This is a genomic window from Geodermatophilus saharensis (assembly GCF_900188205.1).
Taxonomy (GTDB): domain Bacteria; phylum Actinomycetota; class Actinomycetes; order Mycobacteriales; family Geodermatophilaceae; genus Geodermatophilus; species Geodermatophilus saharensis.
In genome coordinates, this window is sequence record NZ_FZOH01000001.1 from 628573 (window position 1) to 655510 (window position 26938).

The 26938-nt window shown below is 75.4% G+C and carries 22 protein-coding genes, 1 tRNA gene and 1 pseudogene; 12 read left to right on the forward strand and 12 right to left on the reverse strand.

Annotated features, from left to right (window positions below):
- Positions 1-7 precede the first annotated feature (7 nt).
- Positions 8-775, reverse strand: coding sequence for an ABC transporter permease subunit (locus tag CHC04_RS03035; protein ID WP_089402376.1), 768 nt, complete (start codon positions 773-775; stop codon positions 8-10).
- Positions 772-1758, reverse strand: a complete 987-nt coding sequence (locus CHC04_RS03040; RefSeq protein ID WP_089402377.1) for an ABC transporter ATP-binding protein — start codon at positions 1756-1758, stop codon at positions 772-774. Before CHC04_RS03040 ends, CHC04_RS03035 begins: the two co-directional genes overlap by 4 nt.
- Positions 1759-2024: 266 nt before the next feature.
- On the opposite strand from CHC04_RS03040, the gene CHC04_RS03045 reads away from it, so the two are divergent.
- Positions 2025-3074 (forward strand): adenylate/guanylate cyclase domain-containing protein, encoded by a 1050-nt coding sequence (locus CHC04_RS03045; RefSeq protein ID WP_245816942.1) that lies wholly within the window; start codon positions 2025-2027, stop codon positions 3072-3074.
- An 86-nt stretch (positions 3075-3160) separates the two neighbouring features.
- Positions 3161-4798 (forward strand): ABC-F family ATP-binding cassette domain-containing protein, encoded by a 1638-nt coding sequence (locus tag CHC04_RS03050; protein ID WP_089402378.1) that lies wholly within the window; start codon positions 3161-3163, stop codon positions 4796-4798.
- A 34-nt stretch (positions 4799-4832) separates the two neighbouring features.
- Here the strand turns inward: CHC04_RS03050 and CHC04_RS03055 are convergent, their stop codons facing one another.
- The 4 genes from CHC04_RS03055 to CHC04_RS03070 all read right to left on the reverse strand — a co-directional run bounded on the left by CHC04_RS03055 (position 4833) and on the right by CHC04_RS03070 (position 7738).
- The gene (locus tag CHC04_RS03055; protein ID WP_141233676.1) at positions 4833-5660 is read right to left on the reverse strand and encodes an HNH endonuclease; all 828 of its coding nucleotides are present in this window, start codon (positions 5658-5660) and stop codon (positions 4833-4835) included.
- An 89-nt stretch (positions 5661-5749) separates the two neighbouring features.
- On the reverse strand, positions 5750-6298 hold the full coding sequence (locus CHC04_RS03060; RefSeq protein WP_245816943.1) for a GNAT family N-acetyltransferase: 549 nt from the start codon (positions 6296-6298) through the stop codon (positions 5750-5752).
- Positions 6295-7404, reverse strand: a complete 1110-nt coding sequence (locus tag CHC04_RS03065) for an alpha/beta fold hydrolase (protein WP_089402381.1) — start codon at positions 7402-7404, stop codon at positions 6295-6297. Before CHC04_RS03065 ends, CHC04_RS03060 begins: the two co-directional genes overlap by 4 nt.
- The gene (locus tag CHC04_RS03070; protein WP_089402382.1) at positions 7325-7738 is read right to left on the reverse strand and encodes a hypothetical protein; all 414 of its coding nucleotides are present in this window, start codon (positions 7736-7738) and stop codon (positions 7325-7327) included. The genes CHC04_RS03065 and CHC04_RS03070 overlap by 80 nt, the downstream gene beginning before the upstream one ends.
- Positions 7739-7879: 141 nt before the next feature.
- Here CHC04_RS03070 and CHC04_RS03075 point away from each other — a divergent pair, with 141 nt between their 5' ends.
- Positions 7880-8626, forward strand: coding sequence for an SDR family NAD(P)-dependent oxidoreductase (locus tag CHC04_RS03075; RefSeq protein ID WP_089402656.1), 747 nt, complete (start codon positions 7880-7882; stop codon positions 8624-8626).
- 43 nt (positions 8627-8669) lie between these two features.
- On the opposite strand, the gene CHC04_RS03080 is transcribed toward CHC04_RS03075, so the two are convergent.
- From CHC04_RS03080 to CHC04_RS23880, 3 genes are all read right to left on the reverse strand, one after another.
- Entirely contained in the window at positions 8670-9563 is an 894-nt protein-coding gene (locus tag CHC04_RS03080) for an alpha/beta fold hydrolase (protein WP_089402657.1), read from the reverse strand.
- A 63-nt stretch (positions 9564-9626) separates the two neighbouring features.
- Positions 9627-11177 (reverse strand): M20/M25/M40 family metallo-hydrolase, encoded by a 1551-nt coding sequence (locus CHC04_RS03085; RefSeq protein ID WP_089402383.1) that lies wholly within the window; start codon positions 11175-11177, stop codon positions 9627-9629.
- A 177-nt stretch (positions 11178-11354) separates the two neighbouring features.
- The gene (locus CHC04_RS23880; protein WP_176449802.1) at positions 11355-11777 is read right to left on the reverse strand and encodes a nitroreductase/quinone reductase family protein; all 423 of its coding nucleotides are present in this window, start codon (positions 11775-11777) and stop codon (positions 11355-11357) included.
- Between the two features lie 205 nt (positions 11778-11982).
- Here CHC04_RS23880 and CHC04_RS03095 point away from each other — a divergent pair, with 205 nt between their 5' ends.
- From CHC04_RS03095 to CHC04_RS25470, 3 genes and pseudogenes are all read left to right on the forward strand, one after another.
- Positions 11983-13455 (forward strand): AAA family ATPase, encoded by a 1473-nt coding sequence (locus CHC04_RS03095; protein WP_089402385.1) that lies wholly within the window; start codon positions 11983-11985, stop codon positions 13453-13455.
- 78 nt (positions 13456-13533) lie between these two features.
- The gene (locus CHC04_RS03100) at positions 13534-14985 is read left to right on the forward strand and encodes an NAD-dependent succinate-semialdehyde dehydrogenase (RefSeq protein ID WP_089402386.1); all 1452 of its coding nucleotides are present in this window, start codon (positions 13534-13536) and stop codon (positions 14983-14985) included.
- A 93-nt stretch (positions 14986-15078) separates the two neighbouring features.
- Positions 15079-15480 (forward strand): annotated as a pseudogene (locus tag CHC04_RS25470) (2-oxoglutarate and iron-dependent oxygenase domain-containing protein); the annotation flags it as partial.
- A 562-nt stretch (positions 15481-16042) separates the two neighbouring features.
- Here the strand turns inward: CHC04_RS25470 and CHC04_RS03110 are convergent.
- The 3 genes from CHC04_RS03110 to CHC04_RS03120 form a co-directional block, all read right to left on the reverse strand.
- Positions 16043-16114: transfer RNA gene (locus CHC04_RS03110), tRNA-Arg, on the reverse strand.
- A gap of 52 nt (positions 16115-16166) precedes the next feature.
- Positions 16167-16853 (reverse strand): DUF305 domain-containing protein, encoded by a 687-nt coding sequence (locus CHC04_RS03115; protein WP_089402387.1) that lies wholly within the window; start codon positions 16851-16853, stop codon positions 16167-16169.
- A 7-nt stretch (positions 16854-16860) separates the two neighbouring features.
- Positions 16861-17679, reverse strand: coding sequence for a thioredoxin-like domain-containing protein (locus tag CHC04_RS03120; protein ID WP_089402388.1), 819 nt, complete (start codon positions 17677-17679; stop codon positions 16861-16863).
- Between the two features lie 191 nt (positions 17680-17870).
- Between CHC04_RS03120 and argS the strand changes: the two genes are divergently transcribed.
- From argS to rho, 6 genes are all read left to right on the forward strand, one after another.
- Positions 17871-19532 (forward strand): arginine--tRNA ligase, encoded by a 1662-nt coding sequence (gene argS, locus CHC04_RS03125; RefSeq protein ID WP_089402389.1) that lies wholly within the window; start codon positions 17871-17873, stop codon positions 19530-19532.
- A complete protein-coding gene (gene lysA / locus CHC04_RS03130; protein ID WP_089402390.1) occupies positions 19529-21019 on the forward strand; it encodes a diaminopimelate decarboxylase in 1491 nt (496 codons plus the stop codon). Before argS ends, lysA begins: the two co-directional genes overlap by 4 nt.
- Entirely contained in the window at positions 21016-22308 is a 1293-nt protein-coding gene (locus CHC04_RS03135) for a homoserine dehydrogenase (RefSeq protein WP_089402391.1), read from the forward strand. Before lysA ends, CHC04_RS03135 begins: the two co-directional genes overlap by 4 nt.
- Positions 22305-23384, forward strand: a complete 1080-nt coding sequence (gene thrC, locus CHC04_RS03140) for a threonine synthase (RefSeq protein WP_089402392.1) — start codon at positions 22305-22307, stop codon at positions 23382-23384. The genes CHC04_RS03135 and thrC overlap by 4 nt, the downstream gene beginning before the upstream one ends.
- On the forward strand, positions 23381-24316 hold the full coding sequence (gene thrB, locus CHC04_RS03145) for a homoserine kinase (RefSeq protein WP_089402393.1): 936 nt from the start codon (positions 23381-23383) through the stop codon (positions 24314-24316). The genes thrC and thrB overlap by 4 nt, the downstream gene beginning before the upstream one ends.
- A gap of 240 nt (positions 24317-24556) precedes the next feature.
- Positions 24557-26812, forward strand: coding sequence for a transcription termination factor Rho (gene rho, locus CHC04_RS03150; RefSeq protein WP_089402394.1), 2256 nt, complete (start codon positions 24557-24559; stop codon positions 26810-26812).
- Positions 26813-26938: the final 126 nt, after the last annotated feature.

Sequence of the window (26938 nt, forward strand, 5' to 3'; positions counted from 1 at the left end):
GGCGCGGTCAGACGACGTCGCGGCGGACGGCCAGCAGGCTGCCGAGCAGCGCCGCGACCAGGCCGTAGCCGAGCAGCAGCACGACGCCCTGCCACGGGGCGAGCAGCTCCGGCGCCTGGAAGTCCGACGTGATGGCCTGCACCGCGCCGCCGGGCAGCCACTTGTAGGCGCCCTGGATCGCGCCGATCGAGGAGATGATCGGCTCGACGACGTAGAGGTAGACCAGCGAGCCCACGATGGCGCCGACCTGGTTGCGCAGCAGCGCGCCGATGCCCACGCCGATCACGGCGAACACGACCAGCACCAGCCCGGCGGCGCCGAGGGTGCGCAGGTTGTCGCCGTCCAGCGACGGCGCCGCACCGCGCGCGCCGGCGTAGAGCAGCACGACGACGACGTCGACGGCGAGCACCAGCAGCGCCACCGGCACCGCCGCGGCGGCGTAGGCCAGCAGCTTGGCGGCGACGACGCGGCCGCGGCGGGGCGTGGTGAGGAAGGTCGGGGTGGCGGTGCGGTGCCGGTACTCCTGGGTCATCCCGATGATCCCGAGGATGAGCAGGAAGACGCTGGCGTTGGCCGCGACGGAGAAGACGATCTCCTCGTACTGCGGCGTGCCCACCGCCGGGAGCCCGGGCTGGCCGCCGTTCTGCTCCGCGCCGGCCAGGCCGGTGAACAGCGCGGCGAAGCCGCCGGCCATCAGGCAGGCGCCGAGGACCAGGCCGATCCAGACGCGGGTGGTCAGCAGCTTGGTCCACTCGGCGCGGACGAGCGCGGTCATCGGGCCGCTCCCTGGGTCGTGTACTGCGCGGGCCCGGCGGGGGAGCCGGCCGCGAACTGCTCCTGGCCGGCGGTGAGCCGGAAGTAGAGGTCCTCGAGGCCCGTGCTCTCGGCGCGCAGCTCGTGCAGCTCCACCTGCGCGGCGAACGCGCGGGCGCCGACGAGGGCCGGGGTGGCGCCCTCGACGGTGACCAGGCCGTCCTCGCTCCGGGTGGCCGCCAGGCCCGCGGTGGCGAGCACCGCGACCAGCCGGTCGGCCTCGGGGCTGCGCACGAGGACGGTGCCGGCGCCCTGCGCGCCGGACCGCAGCTCGGCGATCGAGCCCTGCCGGACCAGCCGGCCGGCGCCGACGATGACGACCCGGTCGGCGGTCTGCTCCATCTCGGCGAGCAGGTGGCTCGACACGAGGACGGTGCGGCCCTCGTCGTGGGCGAGGTGCCGCAGGAAGCCGCGCAGCCAGAGGATCCCCTCGGGGTCCAGGCCGTTGGCCGGCTCGTCGAGGACCAGCACCGGCGGGTCGCCGAGCAGCGCGGTCGCCAGCGCCAGCCGCTGCCGCATGCCCAGTGAGTAGCCGCCGGCCCGGCGCCGTCCCGCGGTCGCGAGGCCGACCCGCTCGAGGACCTCGTCGGCGCGCGCGACGGGGATCCCGGCGGCGCGGCAGTACACCCGCAGGTGGTCGCGGCCGGAGCGGGCGGGGTGGAAGGCGGTCTCGAGCACCGCGCCCACCGTGCGCACCGGCTCGCGCAGCGCCCCGTAGGGGACGCCGTCGAAGGTGGCGGTGCCGGTGTCGGGGGTGATCAGGCCGAGGACCATCCGCAGCGTCGTCGTCTTGCCCGCGCCGTTGGGCCCGAGGAAGCCGGTGACCGAGCCCGGTTCGACGGTGAAGCCGAGGTCGGAGACGGCGCGGACGGTGCCGAAGGTCTTGGTCAGACCGGACACCTCGATCCGCACCGGTCGTGGTCCTGCGGTGGTGCCGCTGGGCATCGGTCCTCCTCGTCGCGCCGTGCCGCCGTCCGCACCCCCGTGCCGCCCCATCCAAGCGCACCGGCGGCCGCCCACCGAGCCCACGGGGCGCGGCGTGCCGCGTGTCACCGGCCGGTTCCCCGCCGCTCACCCGGCGTTCGCCCGCGCGGCCGTGACCGCGGGCACACCGCCGCCGGCCCGGTCACTACAGTGCCCGCCGTGGGTGCCTGTCGGCTCGTCGCGGTCCTCGTCGACCGGACGACGGGCTGAGCCGGGACGGGTCGCCCGTGGGCCCTGCCGAACCCGGTCCGACGCCGGCGCCTCCCGGTCCGGAGGTCCGGGAGGCGCTGGAGCGGCTGCTGCTCGGTGGCCCGCGCCGGCTGACCCGGCTGGAGGTCGCCGCGGCGGCCGGCATGCCCCCGGAGCGCACCCAGCGGCTGTGGCGGGCGCTGGGCTTCCCCGACGTCGCCGACGACGACCGCGCCTTCACGCTGTCCGACGTCGGGGCGCTGGCCACCGTCTCCGAGCTCATCGACGCCGGCTTCATCGACCCCGACAGCGAGGCGTCCATCGCCCGGGTGACCGGCCAGGCGCTGTCCCGGCTGGCCGACTGGCAGACCGACCTGCTCGCCGACGTGCTCGTCCGGCGGGCGCGCGAGCAGGCCCCGGGGACGCCGGTCGACGCCGTGGCCGCCGCCGAGGCGCTGCTGCCGCTGCTGAGCCGCACGCAGGACTACGTGTGGCGCCGGCACCTGGCCGCCAACCTCGACCGCGTGCTGTCCACCGGCGCGGCGGGGGACCGGCGGGAGATGGCCGTGGGCTTCGCCGACCTGGTCGGCTACACCTCGCGCTCGCGGGGGATGGGCGGCCGCGAGCTCGGCGCGATGGTGGAGGCCTTCGAGGCGACGGCGACCGAGGTCATCGCCCGCTCCCGCGGCCGGGTGGTCAAGACCGTCGGCGACGGCGTCCTGTTCACCGCCGCCTCCGCCGTCGACGCCGTCGAGATCGGGTTGATCCTGCCCGCCGTCTGGGACGCCGAGGACCACCCGCCGCTGCGGGTGGGCGCCGCCTACGGCACGGTCCTCACCCGCCTCGGCGACGTCTACTCGCCGGTGGTGAACCTGGCCAGCCGGCTGACGTCGATCGCCCCCGCGGGAGCGGTGCTGGTCGACCGGGTGCTCGCCGGGCACGTGCGCGACCTGCCCCAGTACCGGGTGCGGCCGATGGAGCCGGTGGCGGTGCGCGGCTACGAGTCCGTGCAGCCGTGGCGGGTGAGCCGGCGGGTGGCGGGGGAGGTCGACGAGGGGCCCTCCCACGAGATCGTGCGCGACCGCTGAGTCCTCCCGCGCTACCGTGGGTTCGTGCTGTGACCCCCGGAACCGACGTCGTCCCCCGACCCGCCGTCCACCCCGGGAGCACCTCCATGAGCGCCACCCTCGTCGCGCGCGGCCTGGCCGCCGGACACGGTGCCCGCGTCCTCTTCTCCGACCTCGACCTCGTCGTCGCCCCCGGTGACGTCGTCGGCCTGGTCGGCGTCAACGGCGCCGGCAAGTCCACGCTGCTGCGCACCCTCGCCGGTGAGCTGCCCGCCGAGTCCGGCGGGATCACGCTCAGCCCGCCGACGGCGACGGTCGGGCACCTGCCGCAGGAGCGCGACCGCCGGGAGGGCGAGACGGTCGCCGCCGCGCTCGCCCGCCGCACCGGCGTCACCGCCGCCCAGGCCGCCCTCGACGCCGCCACCGTCGAGCTGACCGAGGGCCGGCCCGGTGCCGAGGAGGCCTACGCGGAGGCGCTGGAGCGCTGGCTGTCCCTGGGCGGCGCCGACCTCGAGGAGCGCCTCGAGGCGGTCCTGGCCGACGTGGCGCCCGGCGTGGCACCCGACGCGCCGATGCCGGGCCTGTCCGGCGGGCAGGCCGCCCGGGTCGGGCTGGCGGCCCTGCTGCTGTCCCGCTACGACCTGCTGCTGCTCGACGAGCCGACCAACGACCTCGACCTGGCCGGCCTCGACCGGCTCGAGCGGTTCGTCACCGGCAACCGCGCCGGGATCGTCGTCGTCAGCCACGACCGGGAGTTCCTCGCCCGCACCGTCACCCGCGTGGTCGAGCTCGACCTCGCCCAGCAGCTGGTGCGGGTGCACGACGGCGGCTACGAGAGCTACCTCGCCGAGCGCGAGGTGGCCCGCCGGCACGCGCGCGAGGAGTACGAGGAGTACGCCGAGACGAAGGCCGAGCTCGAGGCCCGGGCGCGCATGCAGCGCAACTGGCTGGCCAAGGGCGTGCGGGACGCGGTGAAGAAGCAGCGGGACCCGGACAAGTTCATCAAGGCCCACAACCGGGCCACGGCGGAGAAGCAGGGCGCCAAGGCCAAGCAGACCGAGCGGCGCATCGAGCGGCTGGAGGTGGTCGAGGAGCCCCGCAAGGAGTGGGAGCTGCGGATGACCATCGCCGCCGCGCCGCGCGCCGGGGCGGTCGTCGCCACGCTGCGCGACGCCGTCGTCCGCCGCGGTGACTTCACCCTCGGGCCGGTGAGCCTGCAGGTCGACTGGGGTGACCGGGTGGCGATCACCGGCCCCAACGGCTCGGGCAAGACGACGCTGCTCGGCGCGCTGCTGGGCCGGGTGCCGCTCGACGCCGGCAGCGCCTCGCTCGGGCCGGCGGTGCGGCTGGGCGAGGTCGACCAGGCGCGCGGGCTGTTCGTCGGCGAGCGGCGGCTGCTGGAGGCCTTCGGCGCGGAGGTGCCCGACTGGCCGACGGCGGAGGTCCGCACGCTGCTGGCGAAGTTCGGCCTGACCGCCGAGCACGTGCTGCGCCCGGCGGCGACCCTCTCGCCGGGGGAGCGCACCCGCGCCGCGCTGGCGCTCCTGCAGGCCCGCGGGGTCAACGTGCTGGTGCTCGACGAGCCGACCAACCACCTCGACCTGCCGGCCATCGAGCAGCTGGAGTCCGCGCTGGCCGACTACCCCGGCACGCTGCTGCTGGTCACCCACGACCGCCGCATGCTCGACGCGGTGGCGGTGACCCGCCGCTTCGCCGTCGACGACGGCCGGGTCGCCGAGGTCTGATCGGTTCGGCAACCCGGGCGGTGGCCCGCGCCCGTCAGTACGGCGGTGGGGTGGTGGTGGCAGTGAGGCCCGACGGGGTGGTGACGGTGAGGGTGCCGTCAGGGGCGACGGTGTGGGGCCAGCCGGGTGCCTGGTGTCTGCCGCGGTGGTGGCCGGCGCAGTAGCCGGCCAGGTTGCCCACGGCGGTCGGCCCGGCCGGCCAGGGGGTGTGGTGGTCGAGTTCGCCGCGGCGGGGGACGGGGTGGCGGCAGCCGGGGAAGCGGCAGCGGCGGTCGCGGGCGCGCACGTACCGGTCCAGGCCTGCTGTGGGCCGGTAGCCGGGGCTGGCACCGGGTGGGGCGAGGCCGGTGCCGGCATCGGCGGCGCGGTGCAGGGCGGGCAGGTCGGTGAGGGCGAGCAGGGCGCCGGTGAGGGTGTCGGTGAGGGCGAGGCGGGGCCGGTCGGCCAGCCCGCCGCCGGCGGTGCGGCCGAGCAGGTCGGCGAGGTCGGCACGGGCCTGATCGGTGGCGGCGGCCAGTGCGGTCAGCGCGTCGGGCGCGGCCGAGACGCGGCCGGCGGGGCCGGTGGCCCAGGTGGTCTCGTCGGCGGTGTCGGCGCGCTCGGCGGTGGCCACCAGCCGGCGGGCGTGGCCGAGGGCCCGCTCGAGGGCCAGCAATACCTGTCCGGCGTCGTCGACGGCGCGGTCGGCGCGCGCCCACCACCCGCCGGGCACGGCCGGGCCGGGGAGGTTCCTCGGTGGCGCCAGGGGTGGTGGCTGGTCGGGCCAGGTGTCGGGTGGTGGCCCGTCCTCATCCAGGTAGCAGGGGGCCGGCTCGGCGTCGAACTCCCGGCCAGGATGCGGCGCTCCATCTCCTCCGACCACCGCGCGAAGTCCTCCTCCTCGGACACAACCGCGGAAGTGCACGCCGTTGCAGCCGGCTCCGGCTCGGTGGGCTCGGACTCGTGCTCCGGTCAGTCGACGTCCTCGCCCAGCGCCTCGGGCAGCCCGACGGTGGCCATGCCGGCCCAGGTCTCGTCGACGTGGTGGGCCAGCACCATGAGGTCGCGCAGGTTCCCCTCGCGGTCGCGGACGTGGTCGCGCAGCAGCGCCTCCCCGGTGAAGCCCAGGTCGGTGAACAGCGCCAGCGCCGCGCCCTGCTCGGCGACGACCTCGACGACGAGCTTGGCCAGCCCGTCGCCGACCGCCGTCACCAGGGCCTGCCGGGCCAGCCCCCGGCCCAGGCCCGAGCCGCGCCGGGTGGGGGAGACGACCAGCCGCACCTCCCCGACGTGTGCGGACCAGCCCGGCAGCGGGCGGACGGCGACGTAGCCGGCGACCTCGTCGCCGTCCATCGCCACGAAGCGCCGCCCGCCACCCGCGCCGTCTGCCCACGACCGGACGACGGCGGGGTCGGTGACCTCCTCCTCGATGAAGGTCAGGTCACCCTCGGGCAGGCTCCCGAAGAAGCGCAGCAGCGCCTCCGCGTGCGCGGGTCCCAGCTCGACGACCTCCACGCTCATCCCTCCTGCCCCGCCGCCCGGGCGGGCGCGCTCTCCTCGCTGCGCGTGCGCAGGAAGCCGATGATCTCCGGCACCGTGGTCCGCGCCGCCGTCCGGCCGACCACCAGGCCCATGTGGCCGGCGTTCAACCGCAGCTCGTGCTTGTCCTCCGAGCCGACCAGGTCGATCAGCGGCGCGGTCGCGTCGGGCGGGACGATGTGGTCGCGGTCGGCGCGGACGGTCAGGAACGGCAGCCGGATGTCGGACAGGTGCACCCGGTCACCGCCCACGGCCAGCCGGTCGGTGACCATCCCGTTGTCGCGCACGAGCATCTGCACCGTCTCGCGGGCGGCGGCGCCCGGGAACGGGATGTGGTCGTCGGACCAGCCGGTCATCGCCTGGTAGGCCGAGACGTACTCGTCGCTCCACAGCCGCTCCCACAGCGTCACGTACCGGGTGACCTCCGCGGTGGGGGTGAGCGTCTTGAAGCCCTGGACGACGACCCGCGGCGGCACGTTGCCGTTCTCGTCGAGGACGTCGTCGACCTCCAGCCCGCCGCGGAAGACGTCGGCCATCGGTCCCATCTGCGTGAAGTCGACCGGGGTGGCGAGCACGGTGAGGCTGCGCAGCGGCGCGTCGGGGTGGTGGGCGGCGTAGAGCAGGGAGAGGTCGCCGCCGAAGCAGTAGCCGAAGAGGTTGACCTCCTCGGCGCCGGAGATCTCCCGCACCCGCTCCACGGCGGCCGGGACGTAGTCGTCGACGTAGTCCTCGAGCCGGTTCTGCGCGTCGCGCTCGTCGGGCTCGCCCCAGTCGACCATGTACACGTCGAAGCCGGCGTCGAGCAGCTGCTCGATGAACGAGTTGCCCGGGGTCAGGTCGAGGATGTAGCTGCGGCTGACCAGGCTGAACACGATGAGCAGCGGCGGGGAGTACCGCACCCGGTCGCTGCGGTAGTGCCACAGCTGGGTGCGGCCGCGCTCCCAGACGACGTCCTTGGGCGTCAGCCCGACCCCCGGGCGGTCGACCCCGGCGACGAGCTTGATGCCGTTACGCGCGCGGAGGGCGTTGCGCTCCACGTCGCGCCGGACGCGGTCGAGGACCGCCTGCGGGCTGGGTACCGTCGGCATCGGGCTCCTCCGGGGTCGTCTCGGCGGCCGCGCGGGCGCGGCGCTCGGTCTCCAGCTGGACGGTCAGGCGCCGCACCTCGCGGTCGAGGGCGCCGATCTGCGCGCGCAGCCGGGCGAGGTCGGTGCCGGCGGGCAGGTTGACCAGGTGCCAGGCGCGGGCCGACACCCCGCGCGCGGTGTCCTTCGCCGCGTTCTGGGCACGCCGCAGCAGGGCGACGCCGGTGGCGAAACCGGGCGTGCGCACCAGGTTCTCGGCGTGCGGGGTCACCCGCTTCTCGGCGGCGTCGAACGCCTGGCGCCACAGCGGCGCCTCGGGTTGCTTCCCCGACGTCATGTCCGGCCTCCCCTCGTCCGGGGGGTGCCTACCCGCCGGGTGACCCACCACACAGCCGGTTACCGTCCCGGGGACGGTGCAGCAGCGGAAGGGGAGAGCGGCGTGGCGGACAGCGGTGCAGCGGACAGGACGGTGCTGGACATGTTCCGGCTCGACGGCCGGGTGGCGATCGTGACGGGGGCGTCGTCGGGACTCGGCGTGGTCTTCGCCCGGGCCCTGGCGCAGGCCGGGGCCGACGTCGCCCTCGGCGCCCGGCGCGAGGACAGGATGGCCGCCACCAAGGAGGCGGTCGAGGCCGCCGGGCGGCGGGCGATCACCGTCCGCACCGACGTGGCGAAGGTGGAGGACTGCCAGGCCCTCGTCGACGCCACCATGGCCGAGTTCGGCCGGGTCGACGTGCTGGTCAACAACGCCGGCATCGGCACCGCCGCGCCGGCCACCCGGGAGAAGCCCGAGGAGTTCCGCGCGGTCATCGACGTCAACCTCAACGGCTGCTACTGGATGGCCCAGGCCTGCGGCCGGGTGATGAAGCCGGGCAGCTCCATCGTCAACATCTCCAGCGTGCTGGGGCTGACCACCGCCGGGCTGCCCCAGGCCGCCTACGCCGCCAGCAAGGCCGGGCTGATCGGCCTGACCCGCGACCTCGCCCAGCAGTGGACCGGGCGCAAGGGCATCCGGGTCAACGCGCTGGCCCCGGGCTTCTTCGCCTCGGAGATGACCGACCAGTACCCCGAGGGCTACCTCGACCAGCAGATGGGGCGGGTGCTCGCCGGCCGTGCCGGGGACCCGATGGAGCTCGCCGCGGCGCTGGTGTTCCTCGTCAGCGACGCCGGCGGCTACGTCACCGGGACGACGATCCCGGTGGAGGGCGGCATGCTCACCAGCTGAGCCCGGCCGGGGCCCCGCCGTCGGAGCGGGGCCCCGGCCCGTCTCACGCCCGCTCGACGCGGTCGACCAGCCCGGTGATCCGGTCGACCAGCTGCGGCCACACCTCGCGGGGCAGGTCGTGGCCCATGCCCTCGACCACCACGAGCTCGGCGCCCGGGATGGCCGCCGCCGTCGCCCGGCCGCCGGACACGTTCACGAGCGCGTCCTGCGCGCCGTGCACCACGAGGGTGGGGACGGCGACCCGCGCGAGGTCGGCGGTCCGGTCCGGGCTGGCCAGGATCGCGGCGAGCTGGCGGGCCACCCCCGCCGGGTTGTACGCGCGGTCGAAGGACAGCCCCGCGCGCTCCCGCAGCCCGGACTCGTCGAACTCGAAGCCGGGGGAGCCGATGACCCGGTAGGTGTCCACGGCGCGCTGCACCGCGCTCTCCCGGTCGGTCGCCGGCGGGGCGAGCAGCACGCCGAGCGCCGCCTCCGCGGGCGCGCCGACGGCCGGGTCGCCCGTCGTCGACATGATCGAGGTCAGGCTGCGCACCTTCTCCGGGTGGGCGATCGCCAGCGCCTGGGCGATCATCCCGCCCATCGAGGCCCCCACCACGTGTGCGCTGCCGAGGCCGAGGGCGTCGAGCAGGCCGGCGGTGTCCTCGGCCATGTCGGGGAGGCGGTAGGCGACCCGCGAGTGGTCGCCGCCCATCACGGCGAGCACGTCGGGCGCGCCGGCGGCGTCGAGGTGGGTGGACAGGCCGATGTCGCGGTTGTCGAACCGGATCACGTACAGGCCGCGGTCGGCCAGCATCCGGCAGAACTCGTCGGGCCAGCCGATCATCTGCGTGGCCAGGCCCATGACCAGCAGCAGCGGTGTGTCCTCGGGCGAGCCGAAGGTCTCGTAGGCCAGCTCGACGTCGCCGACGCGGGTGGTCTGCACCCCGGTGTGCTCCATGCCCGGCACGCTAACCGGACGCCCTCGGGGTGGGGACGGCGGACCGCCCCCACCCCACGGCCGTCACCGGATGCTCTGCAGCCCCGGCGAGGCGGTGTCCTGCGCGGCGCTGCTCGACGCCCGGCCCGTCCCCTGCACGGCGGACGGGGTCATGGCGAAGGTGAGGACGCCGTGCGCGACGGCGTCGGTCATCTCGTCCAGCGCGACCAGGTCGACGTTGTCGTACGTGTCGCACGCCGCGTGGTAGCACGGGTCGAAGGCGACCCCGGCGGTGCCGCCCCACTTCGCCGCCTGCTCCTCGGACTTGACGTCCTCCGCGCCGGTGAACAGGCCGCCGGCGGGGATCCCGGCCTCGACGAACGCGTCGTAGTCCGAGCGGCCGTCGAAGGCGGTCGGCTCGGTCTCCCGGCCGATGGACGCGAAGTAGTCGACGAAGACGTCCTCGACCACGCCCGACCCGGTCGACCCGGTCGAGGGGGTGTCCGATGCGTCGCCGTCGTAGACGAACCACCCCGGGTTGGGGGAACCGACCATGTCGAAGTTGAGCATCACGGCGATGTCCTTCAGCTCCCGCGTGGTGAGCTGGCTGACGTAGTAGGCCGAGCCCACGAGGCCGGCCTCCTCGGCGCCGAACCAGATGAACCGCACCTGGTTGACCGGCTCGATGCCCAGCTCGGCCATCTGCAGCGCCACCTCGAGCTGGGCGGCCGACCCGGAGCCGTTGTCGTTGATGCCCGGGCCCTCGGCGACGGAGTCGAGGTGGGCGCCGGAGACCACGACGCGGTCGGTGCGCCCGGTCGTCGTCTCGGCGATGACGTTCTCGGACCGGCGGACCTCGGAGAGGGTGGTCGCGCTCACCGTCATGGTGACCGTCCGGCCCGCGGCGGCCTCCGCCTCGATGAACTCGACCAGGGCGGCACCGGCCTCCGAGCTCATCTCCAGGACCGGCACGTCCTGCGGGAAGCTCGCCTGCCCGAACTCCACACCGGTCCGGTCGGGGCTGTTGCCCTCGTTGAAGATGATCACCGCGTCGGCGCCGGCCGCGACCGCGTTGGCGATCTTGACGGAGAAGTCGCAGGTCCCGCGCTGGATCAGCGCGATGTCGCCGGTGAAGCCGGCGAAGTCGGCGGCCTCGCACCCGGCGTTCGACGTGCCCGTGGGCTGCCCCACCGGCAGCGGGACGACGTTGTCCGCGACGCCCTGCACCACGCCGGTGACCGTGCCGGTCCCGGAGTAGTCCATCGTCGAGATGTCCACGCCCTCGACGTAGGTGAAGGGGAACCCCGGCGAGGTGCCCACGGCGGTCGCGGGGGCCAGCTCCTCGTAGAAGAAGTAGTCGAACGGCTGGCGCGTCACCTCGTAGCCGGCCGCCGCCATCAGCCCCGCCACGTAGTCGGCGGACAGCTGGTAACCGAGGGTGCTGGCCTCACGGGTGCCGTCGCTCAGGTCCGCGAACTCCTGGAACTCGGCCTGGTGGGCCCGCACCGCCTCCACCGTGACCGCGTCCCGCAGGTCGCTGGTATCGGTCAGCGGAGCGGCGGACGCGCCCGCCGTCGGTACGGCCACCAACGTCCCGACGGCGAGTGCGGCGACGACCCAGCGTGGTCTGCTCATGGCTTGCCTCCCGGCCATCCCGGACCCGCGGGGCGCGAGCCCGGCAGGGGGCGCAGCGTACGACCGGCCGGCCGGGTCCGGACCCGTTCCCGGCGCGGTGCCCCGGCCGGACGGGGAGGACCACGGGGCGTGGGCCGCTCCCACCGGACGCCCGGCGGCGGGTCCGGCGGGCGCGGCTCAGCGCAGGTCGAGCCGGACGAGCGACAGGCCCGACCGGGTCACCGCGTCCTGCAGCTCCTCGAGGGGCGGTGTGCGGCCCACGGTGGTCGGCACGCCCATCCGGCGCTGCGCGGCCCGCCAGCCCATCTCCTCGATCAGCCGCCGGTACAGCGCCGCCACCCCCGGCGGGTCGGTGACCGGCGTGGCGCGTGCCGGGCGCCGCTTCCCGCGGAACGTCACCTCCACGTCGGCGCCGCCGGCGCAGTTGTGCCGCCACCCGCTGGTGGTGAACACCGTCGGGACGCCGTCGACGACGTGGTAGCCCACCGGGAGGTCGTGGCGCCGGCCGGTGCGCCGGCCGGTGAGGTGGAGGACGAGCAGCTGGTCGCGGGCGACGCCGCGGGCCACCAGCCGGCGCACCAGGGGGTTGACCAGCCGCACCAGCGCGGTCGGCGGGTGACGGCGCTCGACGGCGTGCTGCTCGCTCAGGACGGGCTCCTCGGTCGGCTCCGGGTGGGTGCGCCCTGGACCGTCCCGGCACCGGGCGACGCGCGGCCGGTCCGGGCCGCCGGCGACCGGCAGCGGAGCGGTGCGGTGATCGCTACGCTGCGCCGCTACGTCCGACCGACCGGGAACAGGGAGCGCCGTGGCCAGCGAGGCATCACCGACCGAGGCCAGGGAGTTCGCCGCGGGGCTGCGGTCGCTGCTCGACTGGCTGCACCTCACCGGGGAGGGCGCGCGCAACGAGGTCGTCACGCTGGTGCAGGAGACGCTGGGTCCCGAGCGCCTGCAGCAGTCGGTGGTCGCACGGGAGCTCCCGCCCCTCGAGCACGTCAACCTGCAGACCGCCCTCGACGCCTGGACCGCGACCGGCGGGCGCTCGGTGGAGGTGCGCGGCGTGGTGCTCCCGCCGCACTACGCCGGGATCGACCTGCAGCAGCTGATGACCGGCGAGGGACTGCCCCCGGTGCGCCTGAGCGCTCCCTCCGTGGTCGACCTGCCGAACGGTCCGGACTCCACGCTGGCCTGCCTGCGCACGGCCCTGCTGCTGGTCACCGACGACGCCGGGCGCTACGTGCTGCTGGTGCAGGGGCCGAGCGAGCACGAGCCGCGGCTGCGCGTCGAGGTCGCCGGGCTGCCGGTGCAGCAGGCGCAGGCCGTCCTCGCCGAGATCGACCGGCTGCGCCGCGAGCTGAACGTGTACCGCGGCCGGCTGGTCGAGGTCACCCAGGGACCGATGGGCCAGGTCGTGCTCACCTTCCTCGACCCGCCGGAGCTGCACCGCGACGAGGTCGTGCTGCCCGCCGCCGTCCTCGACCGCGTCGAGCGGCACGCCCTGGGCGTGGCCGCGCACCGCGCGGGCCTGCGCGCGGCAGGGCAGCACCTCAAGCGCGGCCTGCTCCTCTACGGACCGCCGGGCACCGGCAAGACCCACACCGTGCGCTACCTGCTGGGCCGGATGGAGGGCTACACCCGGCTGCTGCTCACCGGGCGGTCGCTCGGCACGGTCGGCTCGATCACCGACCTGGCCCGCGACCTGCAGCCGGCCGTGGTGGTGCTCGAGGACGTCGACCTCGTCGCCATGGACCGCTCCTTCGGCCCGGGCGGCAGCCCCGTGCTGTTCGACCTGCTCGACGCGATGGACGGCGCCGCTCCGGACGCCGACCTGCTGTTCGTCCTGACCACCAACCGGGCCGACCTGCTCGAGCCGGCCCTGGCCGCGCGGCCCGGGCGCATCGACGTCGCCGTCGACGTCGACCTGCCCGACGCCGCGGCCCGCCGCCGGCTGCTGGAGCTCTACGGCCGCGACGTGCCGCTGCAGCTGTCGGAGGACGACGTCACCGGCGCCGTCGGCCGCACCGAGGGCGTGACGGCGTCGTTCCTCAAGGAACTGCTGCGCCGCGCCGTCCTGGAGGCCCTGCACGAGCAGGACCCGCTCGACCGGGTCACGGCCGTGCACGTCAGCCGCGCCCTCGACGACCTGCTCGACAGCACCCAGGCAGTGACCCGCACCCTGCTCGGCGTCGGCGGCGGGGCCGCCGTCGAGGGCGACGGGCACGGGCCCGGCCTCCCGCACCCGGTCGTGTTCACCGGCTCGTACGGCCCGTTCCGCGGGTGACACCATCGCCCGGTGGCGGGACGGCGCCGCGGACCCGACCCCCGATCCACGGATCGGTCAGCCAGTGAGGCAGGCGCGATGACGCAGGAGCCAGCACACACGATCCACGTCGACGGCGAGTGGCGCGCGGCCGAGGGCGGCGCGACGTTCCCCGTCACGGACCCGGCGACCGGCGAGGTCATCGGCCGGGCCTCCGACGGCGACCGGGCCGACACCGCCGCCGCGATCGCCGCCGCGGAGCGTGCGCTGCCGGCCTGGTCGGGCGCGACCGCCTACGAGCGCGCGGCGGTGCTCGCGAGGGCCGACGCGCTGATGCGGGAGCGGCGCCGGGACCTCGCCGCGCTGATGACCCGCGAGCAGGGCAAGCCGCTCAAGGCCGCGATGAACGAGGTGGCCTACGCCGCGGACTTCCTGGCCTGGTTCGCCGAGGAGGCCAAGCGCGTCGGCGGGGTCACGATCCCCTCGGCGCGGGCCGACCAGCGGTTCGTGACGATGCGCCAGGCCGTCGGCGTGGTCGCGGCCATCACGCCGTGGAACTACCCGATCTCGATGCTCACCCGCAAGCTCGCCCCTGCCGTCGCCGCGGGGTGCACCTCGGTGCTCAAGCCCGCCGAGCAGACCCCGCTGTGCGCGGTGGCGACCGTGCAGCTGCTCGTCGACGCCGGGCTACCCGCCGGGGTGGTCAACCTGGTCACCACCAGCCGCCCGGCGGAGGTCGGTGACGAGCTGCTCGACTCACCGGTGGTCCGCAAGCTCACCTTCACCGGCTCCACCGCCGTCGGGAAGGTGCTGGTGGCCAGGGCCGGCGCCACGCTCAAGCGGGTCTCGGTGGAGCTGGGCGGGCACGCGCCGTTCATCGTCTTCGGTGACGCGGACCCGGTGCGGGCGGCCAAGGGGGCCGCGCTGGTCAAGTTCCTCAACACCGGCCAGGCCTGCATCAGCCCGAACCGCATCTACGTGCACCGCTCCCTCTACGACACCTTCGTCGCCACCCTCGAGCAGCGGATCGCCGCGCTGCGGGTCGGGCGGGGCGACCAGGAGGGCATCTCGATCGGCCCGCTCATCGACGAGCGCGCCGTGGCGAAGATGGCGGCGCAGGTCGACGACGCCCGGACCCGCGGCGCCCGGGTCGTGGCCGGGGGCGAGCGCCTGCAGGTCGAGGGGCTCGGCGGGACGACCTTCTTCTCGCCCACGCTGCTGGCCGACGTGACGCCGGACATGCTCGTCTCCCGGGAGGAGACCTTCGGCCCGATCGCCGCGGTCACCCCGTTCGACGACGAGGACGAGGTCGTCGCGCGGGCCAACGACACCGAGTACGGCCTGGCCGCGTACGTCTACACCAACGACCTGTCCACCGCGATCCGGGTGACCGAGAAGCTGCGCTTCGGGATGGTGGGCGTCAACGACATCAACCCGACGTCGGCCGCCGCCCCCTTCGGCGGCGTCAAGGCCAGCGGGCTGGGACGTGAGGGCGGCTACGAGGGCATCGACGAGTACCTCGACACCAAGCTCGTCGGCATCGCGACCTGAACCACGGTGCGGGACGTCCCGCTCCGCGGCCCGCGCGGGCGGAGCGGTCGGTAGGGCGTGGCACCGCGCGTGGCTGTCCGCCGACGACGGTCGGTGTCGTGGCGACGCCCCTCGACGCGCCGTCCGCGCGGTTCGCCCGGCCCGGGGCGGGCCCAGCGAGCGGACGCCGCGGATGGCCTCCCCCCTGCGACGGCAGCGGGCCGACACGAGTACCGGGGGTCGAGCACGACCGAGACGGCCCGGACGGCGACGACCATCCCCGTCCTGGACACGGCGCTGCTGGACCAGGGGGAGGCCCGCGCGGCGGAGTTCCTCGACGCCCTGCGCGCCGCCACCCACGAGGTCGGGTTCTCCTACCTGGTCGGTCACGGCATCCCGGAGGAGGTGACCGCGCGCGCGTTCGCCCACGCGGCCCGGTTGTTCGCGCTGCCCCTGGAGGACAAGCGCCGGGTCGAGATGCCGCGCAGCCCCCACTTCCGTGGTCACACCCGCGCCGGGGGCGAGCGACCCAGGGCCGGGCCGACTGGCGGGAGCAGATCGACATCGCCGCCGAACGGGCACCCTCCGACGACCCCGCCGCCCCGGCCTGCATGCGGCTGGAGGGCCCCGACCTGTGGCCGGAGGCGCTGCCCGGCCTGCGGGAGGTCTTCACCGACTGGGAGGCCCGGTGCACCGCGGTCGCCCGCCGGCTCCTCCACTCCTGAGCGCGGGCGCTGGGCAGCCCGGCCGACGTCTTCGACAGCGCGTTCGGTGACCGCCCGTCCACGCTCGTCAAGCTGGTCCGCTACCCGGGCGGGAGGAGCGGGGCAGGGGGTCGGTGCCCACAAGGGCCCCGGTGTGCTCACGCTGCTGGTGATCGAGCCCGGCAACCTGGCCGGCCGGGCCCGGGCGTAGCGCACGAGGGCCGGTCCCGCGGGCGGGACGGACCGGCAGGACGACGCGGCCCAGCCGGTCGGCAGCGGCCACACGGGCTGCCCGCGCACCGGAGACGACGACGGCCCGGACGGAGGACCGTCCGGGCCGTTTCGATGAGCCGTTGACCTGGGGTTCTGTGTTGTGCCCCCGGCAGGATTCGAACCTGCGCACCCGCCTCCGGAGGGCGGTGCTCTATCCCCTGAGCTACGGGGGCTCGGGGCAGGAGAGAAGTTACCAGCCGCCCCCGCCCGTCCCGACGGCGGGACTCAGGGCGCGGGCAGCGGCGTCCCGCCCCGCGCGGTGAGCATGTCGACCATCGTCGTCACCTCGGCGGTCTGCGTGTCGGCGATGGACCGCGCCAGCGTGCGCACGGCGGGCTCGGCCGCGTGCTGGGCGGCGTACTGCGCCATGTCGAAGCCGCCCTGGTGGTGGCGGATCATCAGCCGCAGGAACTCCACGTCGAACGCCGTCCCGCTCAGCGACCGCAGGTCCGCCAGCTCCGCCTCGGTGGCCATCCCCGGCATGAGCGCGCCATCCATCGACGACGTGTCGTGCCCGGTGTGCCCGCCGCCCATCCAGGCCATGTGCTCACCGCCGGAGCGCGGCAGTCCCCACAGCGACAGCCACCCCTCCATCTGCCCGGCCTGGTTCGTCTGCGTGCTGGAGATGTCGAACGCCAGCCGCCGGACCTCGGGGTCGGTGCTGCGCTCGAGCGCCAGGTTGGCCATCTCCACGCCCTGCCGGTGGTGCACCGCCATGTCGCGGGAGAACCCGGCGTCGACCGAGTCGGCGGTCGGCCTCGGGGCCTGGCCGATGCCCAGGCCCACCGCCAGCCCGCCGCCGAGGGCCACCAGCGCGACGGCGATGAGGGCCAGCAGGGCGGCGCGCAGCCCGCGGCCGCGCGGGCGCGGGGCGGGGGAGTCCTGCTCGGGGCGGACGGCGGTGGCGGTCATCGCGACCTCACTCCGTGGTCGAGCCGTCCGCCGCGGCGGTGGGCGTGGTCGGCGCGTCGGTGGTCATCGCGTCCGTGCCGCGGCTCTGGTCGCCGACGACCAGCGGGTCGGCCACGAACGTCGGGTTCTCGCAGCTGGCACCGATCTCGGGGTAGTGGCCCTCGACCTCGCCGTTGAAGGTGAGGAAGTCGGCGAACTGCTCGATGCGCGGGTCGTCGACGGAGTCCACCTTCAGCTGGTGGTTCCACGACTGCAGGCTGACCGCGGAGTCGAGGCCGGCGTAGGGCGACAGCAGCCGGCCCGAGACGCCGTCGACCAGGTCGGCCAGCTTCTCCACGTCGTCGCCGGACACCCGCTCGGGGTCGTAGGCGATCCACACGGCGCCGTGCTCGAGGGAGTGGACGGCGTTCTCGTGCCGGACGTCGACGTCGTAGACGGTGCCGGTGCAGTCGGCCCACTCGCCGTCGTGCGGCCCGCCCACCGGCGGCGACTGCTCGTACTCGACGGGGGTGGACACGTGCTCCTGGCCGGCGGCGTAGTCGAAGCTCTCGATCCCGGAGATCTCGTCGAGCGAGTCGATGCGCTCGGCGTCGGACTGGCGCACCTGCACGACCGCGTAGGTGATGGCCGCGACGGCGAACACGACGACGGCGATCGCGGCGGCGATCAGACCCCACGGCCGCTGCTGGGTGACCACCTGCGTCGGCGGGCGGGTGCGCCCCCGGCCCCCCGACGACCTCGTCGCCGACGCCGGTCGCGCGCCGGACCCGGACCGGCTCGACCCGCCCCCGGCGCGGCCGGCATCGGGCTTGCGGTCCTTGGCCACGTGCTCTCCTCGGTGCTCGTCGGTGCTCGTCGAGTGGTGTGTCCGCCGGTCGTGGCGCAGCATGGGTGCGCGCCGGCGTGGCAGGGTTCGCGCCTGCCCTCGTCCGCGAGTCTAGGTCGCGTACCTGTGCACTCCCTGGCACCACGGGTGCGGCGGGCAAGCGGGTCGCGCCCGCTGCGTACGATCCCCAGGTGACACCGGAGCAGTTGCGCGACCTCGTCCGGACCGTCGTCGCGGCGGTCGTCGAGCGCGGCACGCTCGCCGTCGCCGTCCCCGACGAGGTCGTCGTCGAGCGTCCCAGGAACCCCGAGCACGGTGACTACGCCACCAACGTGGCCCTCCGCCTGGCCAAGCCGGCCGGCCGCCCGCCGCGCGAGGTGGCCGAGGCCGTCGCCGAGGAGCTGCGCACCCGGCCGGGGATCGAGCGGGTCGACGTCGCCGGCCCCGGCTTCCTCAACGTCACCCTGGCGCAGGGCGCGCTGGGCCGGATCGCCGTCGAGGCGGTCACCGCGGGGGAGACCTACGGCCACACCGCCACCCTGGCCGGGCAGCGGCTGAACCTGGAGTTCGTGTCGGCCAACCCGACCGGGCCGGTGCACATCGGCGGCACCCGCTGGGCCGCGGTCGGCGACGCCCTCGGCCGGCTGCTGGAGGCCAGCGGCGCCACGGTGACGCGGGAGTACTACTTCAACGACGCCGGCGCGCAGATCGACCGCTTCGCGCAGAGCCTGATGGCCGCCGCCACCGGCCGGCCGGTGCCCGAGGACGGCTACGCCGGCGACTACATCGGCGAGATCGCCGCCCAGGTCGTCGCCGCCGAGCCCGGCGTGCTGGAGCTGCCCGAGGCGCAGCAGCAGGAGCGGTTCCGCGAGCGCGGCGTCGAGCTGATGTTCGCCGAGATCAAGCGCATGCTGGCCGCGTTCGGCGTCGAGTTCGACGTCTACTTCAGCGAGCGCACGCTGCACGAGACCGGCGCCCTGGAGAAGGCGATCGCGCGGCTGCGCGAGAACGGTCACGTCTACGAGGCCGACGGCGCCGTCTGGCTGCGCACCACCGACTTCGGCGACGACAAGGACCGGCCGCTGGTCAAGAGCGACGGCGACCCGACCTACTTCGCCGCCGACTGCGCCTACTACCTCGACAAGCGCGCCCGCGGCTTCGACAAGGTCGTGATCATGCTCGGCGCCGACCACGCCGGGTACGTCGGCCGGTACAAGGCGCTGGTCGCCGCGGTCGGCGACGACCCCGAGGCCAACCTGGAGATCCTCCTCGGCCAGCTGGTCAACCTCGTCCGCGACGGCGAGCCGGTGCGGATGAGCAAGCGCGCCGGCACCGTCGTCCTGCTCGAGGACCTCATGGAGGCCGTCGGGGCCGACGCCGCCCGCTACGCCCTGGCCCGGGCCTCGGTCGACCAGCAGATCGACCTCGACCTGGACCTGTGGAGCCGGCAGACCAACGACAACCCGGTCTTCTACGTCCAGTACGCCCACGCCCGGATCTCCTCGGTGCTGCGCAACGCCGCCGACCTCGGCGTCGCGCTGGGCGGGCCGGGCGACGTCGACGTGGCGCAGCTCACCCACGAGCGGGAGAACGACCTGCTGCGCGCGCTCGGCGAGTTCCCGCGGGTGCTGACCTCGGCCGCGGAGCTGCGCGCCCCGCACCGGGTGGCCCGCTACCTCGAGGAGCTGGCCGGCACCTACCACCGCTTCTACGACTCCTGCCGCGTGCTGCCCCGCGGCGACGAGGAGGCCACCCCGCTGACCGTCGCCCGGCTGTGGCTGTGCGCGGCCACCGCGGTGGTGCTGCGCAACGGCCTCGGCGTGCTCGGCGTCTCCGCCCCGGAGCGGATGTGAGGGCGCACCCGGCCGGCCCGCTGCACGGCGCGATCTCCCCGCCGCCGGCCGCCGGCACGCCCCCGGCCGATCTCGGCGCGCTCGACCCGGCCGTCTGGCCCCGCTCGGCCCGCCGCGTCGACGGCGAACTGCACCTCGCCGGCAAGCCGGTCACCGAGCTGGCCCGCGCGCACGGCACCCCGCTGTTCGTCCTCGACGAGGGCGACTTCCGCGGCCGCGCCGCCGACTTCGCCACCGCGTTCGACGGCGCCGACGTCCACTACGCGTCCAAGGCGTTCCTCTGCGGGCAGGTGGCCCGCTGGATCGCCGACGACGGGCTGCACCTGGACGCCTGCAGCGGCAACGAGCTCACCGTCGCGCTGGCCGCCGGGTTCCCCGCCGAGCGGATCGCGCTGCACGGCAACAACAAGTCCCTGGTCGAGCTGCAGCTGGCCGTGGACGCCGGCATCGGCCGGATCGTCGTCGACTCCTTCGACGAGATCGACCGGCTGGTGCCGATGGCCGCCGCGCGGGTCGCCGCCGGGGGCGCGCCCGTGGCGGTGCTGGTCCGCACCACCGTGGGCATCGAGGCGCACACCCACGAGTTCATCGCCACCGCCCACGAGGACCAGAAGTTCGGCTTCTCGCTGGCCACCGGCGACGCGCTGACCGCCGCCGTCCGGGTCATCCGCGAGCCGGCGCTGCACCTGGCCGGGCTGCACAGCCACATCGGCTCGCAGATCTTCGACACCGCCGGCTTCGAGGCCGCCGCGCACCGCGTCGTCGGGCTGCTGGGCCAGGTGCACCAGGCCACCGGCGAGCTGCTCGGCGAGCTCAACCTCGGCGGCGGCTTCGGCATCGCCTACGTGCCCGACGACGACCCGGTCACCCCGGCCGACGTCGCCCGCCGGCTGCGCACCGTCGTCGCCGCCGAGTGCGCGGCGCTCGACCTGCCGGTGCCGCGGCTGGCCGTCGAGCCGGGACGCGCCATCGCCGGCCCGGGCACGGTCACGCTCTACGAGATCGGCACCATCAAGCCGGTCCGGCTGGGCAGCGGCAGCTCCGGCGCCCCGCCGGTGCGCAACTACGTGTCGGTCGACGGCGGGATGAGCGACAACATCCGCACCGCCCTCTACGACGCCGACTACACCTGCGTGCTGGCCAACCGCACGTCCGACGCCGCGCCGGCGCTGTGCCGCGTCGTCGGCAAGCACTGCGAGAGCGGAGACGTGCTGGTCCGCGACCTCTGGCTGCCCTCCGACGTGCAGCCCGGCGACCTGCTCGCCGTCGCCGCCACCGGTGCCTACTGCTGGTCGATGGCGAGCAACTACAACTACCTGCTCAAGCCGCCGGTCGTCGCGGTGCGGGAGGGCGTCGCCACCGAGATCGTCCGGCGTCAGACACTGTCGGACGTGTTCGCCCTCGACGCCGTCCTCGCGAACCGGCCCGCGCCCTCCCCGGCGCCCGACCAGCCCGCGCCCGAGCACCCCGTCGGAGCCCGGTCGTGACCGCCCCGCTGCGGGTGGCGCTGCTCGGCTGCGGCACGGTCGGCGGCGCGGTGCTGCGGCTGGTCGGCGAGCAGGCCGCCGACCTCGCCGCCCGCGTCGGCCGCCCGGTGGAGGTCGCCGGGGTCGCCGTCCGCCGTCCCGACCGGCACCCCGAGGTGCCCGCGGAGCTGCTCACCACCGACGCGCTGGGCCTGGTCACCCGCGACGACGTCGACCTCGTCGTCGAGGTGATCGGCGGCATCGAGCCGGCGCGCTCGCTCATCCAGGCCGCGATCGAGGCCGGCAAGTCGGTGGTCAGCGCCAACAAGGCGCTGCTGGCCGAGGACGGCGTCGCGCTGCACGCCGCGGCCGCGAAGGCCGGCGTCGACCTCTACTACGAGGCGTCGGTGGCCGGGGCGATCCCGCTGCTGCGGCCGCTGCGCGAGTCGCTGGCCGGCGACCAGATCCGCCGGGTGGTGGGCATCGTCAACGGCACCACCAACTACATCCTGTCGCGGATGGCCGAGACCGGCGCCGGGTTCAGCGAGGCGCTGGCCGAGGCCACCGAGCTCGGCTACGCCGAGGCCGACCCGACCGCCGACGTCGACGGTTTCGACGCCGCGGCCAAGGCCGCGATCCTCGCCTCGCTGGCCTTCCACTCCGCGGTCACCGCCTCCGACGTGCACCGGGAGGGCATCTCGGCGGTCACGGCCACCGACGTCGCCCGGGCCGCCGAGATCGGCTGCACGGTCAAGCTGCTCGCCATCTGCGAGCGCGTCGGGGGGCCCGACGGGGAGTCGGTCGCCGTCCGCGTGCACCCGGCGATGATCCCGACCGGCCACCCGCTGGCCGCCGTCGGCGGGGCGTTCAACGCCGTCTTCGTCGAGGCCGAGGCCGCCGGGCAGCTGATGTTCTACGGGCAGGGCGCCGGGGGCGAGCCCACCGCCAGCGCCGTCCTCGGCGACCTCGTCGCCGTCGCCCGCAACCGGGTGGCCGGGGCGGCCGGCGCCGGCCCGACCGCCTACGCCGAGCTGCCGACCCGGCCGATCGCCGAGACGCCCACCCGCTACCACGTGAGCCTCGACGTCGCCGACGTGCCCGGCGTGCTGGCCACCGTGGCCACCGAGTTCGCCCGGCACGAGGTGAGCATCGCCACCGTCCGCCAGGACGGCCACGGCGACGCCGCGACGCTGGTCATCGTCACCCACAGCGCCCCCGACGCGGCGCTGTCGGCGACCATCGCCGCGCTGCGGGAGATGCCCGCCGTCCGTGGGGTCACCAGTGTGCTCAGGGTGGAGGGGCTGTCATGACGGGGACGCTGCCCGGCGCCGTCTCACCGGTCTGGCCGGGGCTGATCGAGGCCTACCGGTCGCGGCTGCCGGTCAGCCCGGCGACGCCGGTGGTGACGCTGCACGAGGGCGCCACCCCGCTGGTGCCGGCCCTGGAGCTGTCCCGGCGCACCGGCTGCGAGGTGTTCCTCAAGGTCGAGGGGGCCAACCCGACCGGGTCGTTCAAGGACCGCGGGATGACCATGGCCATCACCAAGGCCCGGGAGGAGGGCGCGCAGGCGGTCATCTGCGCCTCCACCGGCAACACCAGCGCCAGCGCCGCCGCCTACGCCGCGCGCGCCGGCATGGTCTGCGCCGTCCTCGTGCCGCAGGGCAAGATCGCGCTCGGCAAGCTCGCCCAGGCCCTGGTGCACGGCGCCAAGCTGCTGCAGGTCGACGGCAACTTCGACGACTGCCTCGCGCTGGCCAGCAAGCTCGCCATCGACTACCCGGTCAGCCTGGTCAACAGCGTCAACCAGTACCGCATCGAGGGGCAGAAGACGGCGTCGTTCGAGGTCGTCGACGTCCTCGGCGACGCCCCCGACGTGCACTGCCTGCCGGTCGGCAACGCCGGCAACATCACCGCCTACTGGCAGGGCTACCGCGAGTACGCCGACGACGGCCCCGCCACCCGGCGGCCGCGGATGTGGGGCTTCCAGGCCGCCGGCGCGGCGCCGATCGTCACCGGCCAGGTGGTCGAGCGGCCGCAGACCATCGCGACGGCGATCCGCATCGGCAACCCGGCGTCGTGGACCAAGGCGCTGGCCGCCCGCGACGAGTCCGGCGGGCGCATCGACGCCGTCACCGACCGGGAGATCCTGGCCGCGTACCGGCTGCTGGCCCGCACCGAGGCGGTCTTCGTCGAGCCGGCCTCGGCGGCGTCGGTCGCCGGGCTGCTCAAGGTGGCCGCGGACGGCGGGCTCGAGCCCGGGCAGCGGGTGGTGTGCACGGTGACCGGCAACGGGCTCAAGGACCCCGAGTGGGCCATCTCCGGGGCGCCGACGCCGGTGACCGTCCCGGTCGACGCCGCCGCGGCCGCCGCGCAGCTCGGTCTGTGAGCGGCCCCGCCGTCCGGGTGCAGGTCCCCGCCACCAGCGCCAACCTGGGCCCCGCCTTCGACTGCGCCGGCCTCGCGCTGACCCTGCACGACGCCGTCGAGTTCGCCGTCGCCGACGAGGGACTGGCGGTGGAGGTGTCCGGCGTCGGCGCGGGGGAGCTGCCCGCCGACGAGCGGCACCTCGTCGTCCGGTCCTTCCGCGCCGCGTGCGACCTGCTCGGCTGGTCGCCGCCGGGCCTGCGGGTGCGGGCGGTCAACGCCATCCCGCAGGGCCGGGGGATGGGCTCGTCGGCGGCGGCCGTCGTCGCCGGGGTGGTCGGCGCGTTCGAGCTGTGCCCGGACGCCGGGACCCGGGACGACGGCGCGGTGCTGCGGCTGGTGTCGGAGCTGGAGGGGCACCCCGACAACGTGGCCGCCTGCCTGCTGGGCGGGGCCACGCTGTCGTGGACGACGCCCGAGGGCGCCCGGGCCGACCGGCTGCCGGTCAGCGACGAGGTGCTGCCCGTGGTGCTCGTCCCCGACGGGACGCTGTCGACGCACACCGCGCGCACGCTGCTGCCGGCGGCGGTGCCGCACTGCGACGCCGCGTACAACGCCGCCCGGGCCGCGCTGCTGGTGCACGCGCTCATCGCCGAGCCGGGGCTGCTGCTCGAGGCGACCGACGACCGGCTCCACCAGCGCCAGCGCGCCGCCGCCATGCCCGGCACGCTGGCCCTGGTCGACCGGCTGCGCGCCGCCGGCCACGCCGCCGTCGTCTCCGGCGCCGGCCCGAGCGTCCTGGTGCTCACCCGGCGCCGGCCCGGCGACGAGCCGGCCGGGGACCTGTCCGGGGTGAGGTCGCTCACCCTGGAGGGGTGGCGGGTGTACCCCCTGGAGGTGGACCACCGCGGGGCCTGCGTGTCCCCCGTGCCGCCTGGGGTATCGTCTTCGTAACGAGGAACACTCCGCTGGACAGCGGTGTTGTCCCGACCGTGGGGCGAGCCTAGTCTTTCCGGCGTAGCCGCCCTCGGGCGAGCCTCGCGCGGAACGTTGCAGACGGCCTTCCTGTCGACGCACCCCCGCTCCGCACCCACTCGATCCGCCGCCCGCCCCTGTCCAGAACCCCTCGGACGGGCGGCGCCGGGTCACCTCCTGCGCCGGTAGGCGCAGGTCACCGCAGGGAAGGACCTGTACGTGAGCGAAACCACCGACCTCGCGACCGTCGGCGCCCCCGAGGGCGCTGCGGGCGAGGCACCTGCCGTCTCTGGTCAGGCGGGCCGATCCCGCCGGCGCGGCAGCGGGCTGGCCGGGATGCTGCTCCCCGAGCTCCAGCGACTCGCGTCCGAGCTCGGCATCTCCGGCGTCGGCCGCATGCGCAAGGGCGACCTCGTCGCCGCCATCTCCGCCCGTCAGGTCGGCGGGACCCCGGGCAGCGTCCCGGCGCCCGGCACCCCGGCCGACGAGCCCGCGAGCACCGGCGCCCCGGCCGCGCGCGGCGTCGCCGCGACCGCGACCCCGGTCGAGGCCCCCGTCAGCGGCGGCGCCAACGGCGGTCCGCTGACCGCCGCCCCCGCGAGCGCCCCGGCCGCCGACGCCCCCGCGACCGAGGGCGCGCCGCGCCGCCGCCGCGCGGCCAGCCGTCCCGCCGGCGCCCCGGCCGGCAGCGACGCCCCTGCCACGGAGGCCCCCGCTCCGGCCGAGGCCCCCGCCGCGGACACCGCGACGACCCCCGCCCCGCCCGCCGAGCGGACCGACGGCGAGCGCTCCGACGGCGAGCGCTCCGACGGCGAGCGCTCCGACGGCGAGCGCACCGACGGTGAGCGCTCCGAGGGTGAGCGCTCCGACGGTGAGCGCACCGACGGCGACCGTCCGGCGCGCAACCGGGACCGCAACCGCACCCGCGAGGGCCGGGAGACCGGCCGGGACGGCGACCGCGGCCAGCGCGACGGCCGCGACGGCGAGCGGGCCGAGCGCCCCGCCCGCGACGGTCGTGACGGCCAGCGCGAGGGCCGCGACGGCCAGCGCGACGGCCAGCGCGACGGCCAGCGCGACGGGGAGCGCGGCCAGCGCGACGGCAACCGCGGCCCCGACCGCGGCGACCGCTCCGAGCGCAACGGCCGCCCCGACAACCGCAACGACCGCGGCGGCGACACGCGCACCGACACCCGCGCCGACGCCCGCAGCGACGAGGACGACGACGACTTCGAGGGCGGCCGAGGCCGCCGCGGGCGCCGCTACCGCGACCGCAACCGCCGCAACGGGCGGGACCGGTTCGACCAGCCCACCGAGCCCACCGTGAGCGAGGACGACGTCCTGCTGCCGGTGGCCGGCATCCTCGACGTCCTGGACAACTACGCGTTCGTCCGGACCTCGGGCTACCTGACCGGCCCCAACGACGTCTACGTCTCCCTGTCGCAGGTGCGCCGGCACGGCCTGCGCCGCGGTGACGCCATCACCGGCGCGGTCCGCCAGCCGCGGGAGGGCGAGCGCAAGGACAAGTACAACGCGCTGGTCCGGCTCGACACGGTCAACGGCCTCGACCCCGAGCAGGCGCGCAACCGCCCGGAGTTCACCAAGCTCACCCCGCTCTACCCCCAGGAGCGGCTGCGGCTGGAGACCGACCCGCACCAGCTGACCACCCGGGTCATCGACCTGGTCATGCCGATCGGCAAGGGCCAGCGCGCCCTCATCGTGTCGCCGCCCAAGGCCGGCAAGACGATGGTGCTGCAGGCGATCGCCAACGCGATCACCACGAACAACCCCGAGTGCCACCTCATGGTCGTCCTCGTCGACGAGCGGCCCGAGGAGGTCACCGACATGCAGCGCTCGGTGAAGGGCGAGGTCATCGCCTCGACCTTCGACCGGCCGCCGTCGGACCACACCACGGTCGCGGAGCTGTCCATCGAGCGGGCCAAGCGCCTGGTCGAGATGGGCCACGACGTCGTCGTCCTGCTGGACTCGATCACCCGGCTGGGCCGCGCCTACAACCTGGCCGCGCCCGCCAGCGGGCGGATCCTGTCCGGTGGTGTGGACTCCACGGCGCTCTACCCGCCCAAGCGCTTCCTCGGCGCCGCCCGCAACATCGAGAACGGCGGCTCGCTGACCATCATCGCCTCGGCGCTGGTGGAGACCGGGTCCACGATGGACACGGTCATCTTCGAGGAGTTCAAGGGCACCGGGAACGCGGAGATCAAGCTCGACCGCCGGCTGGCGGACAAGCGGGTCTTCCCGGCCGTGGACGTCAACGCGTCGGGCACGCGCAAGGAGGAGATCCTCATGTCGCCCGACGAGCTGGCCATCGTCATCAAGCTGCGCCGGGTGCTGGCCGCGCTCGAGCCGCAGCAGGCGCTGGAACTGCTGCTCGCCCAGCTGCGCAAGACGCGCAACAACATCGAGTTCCTCATGCAGGTCCAGAAGAACACGCCGGGCACCGCGCTCGACGAGCGGTAGCGGCGGGCCCACCCGCCGGCGGGGCCCGGCCGATCAGGGATACTGGTCGGCCGAGCCCCGCGCCACCGCCGTGAGGACGGCCGGAATGACCGGCCGGTTCCCGGCGTTCGACCACCTGAACGGCCC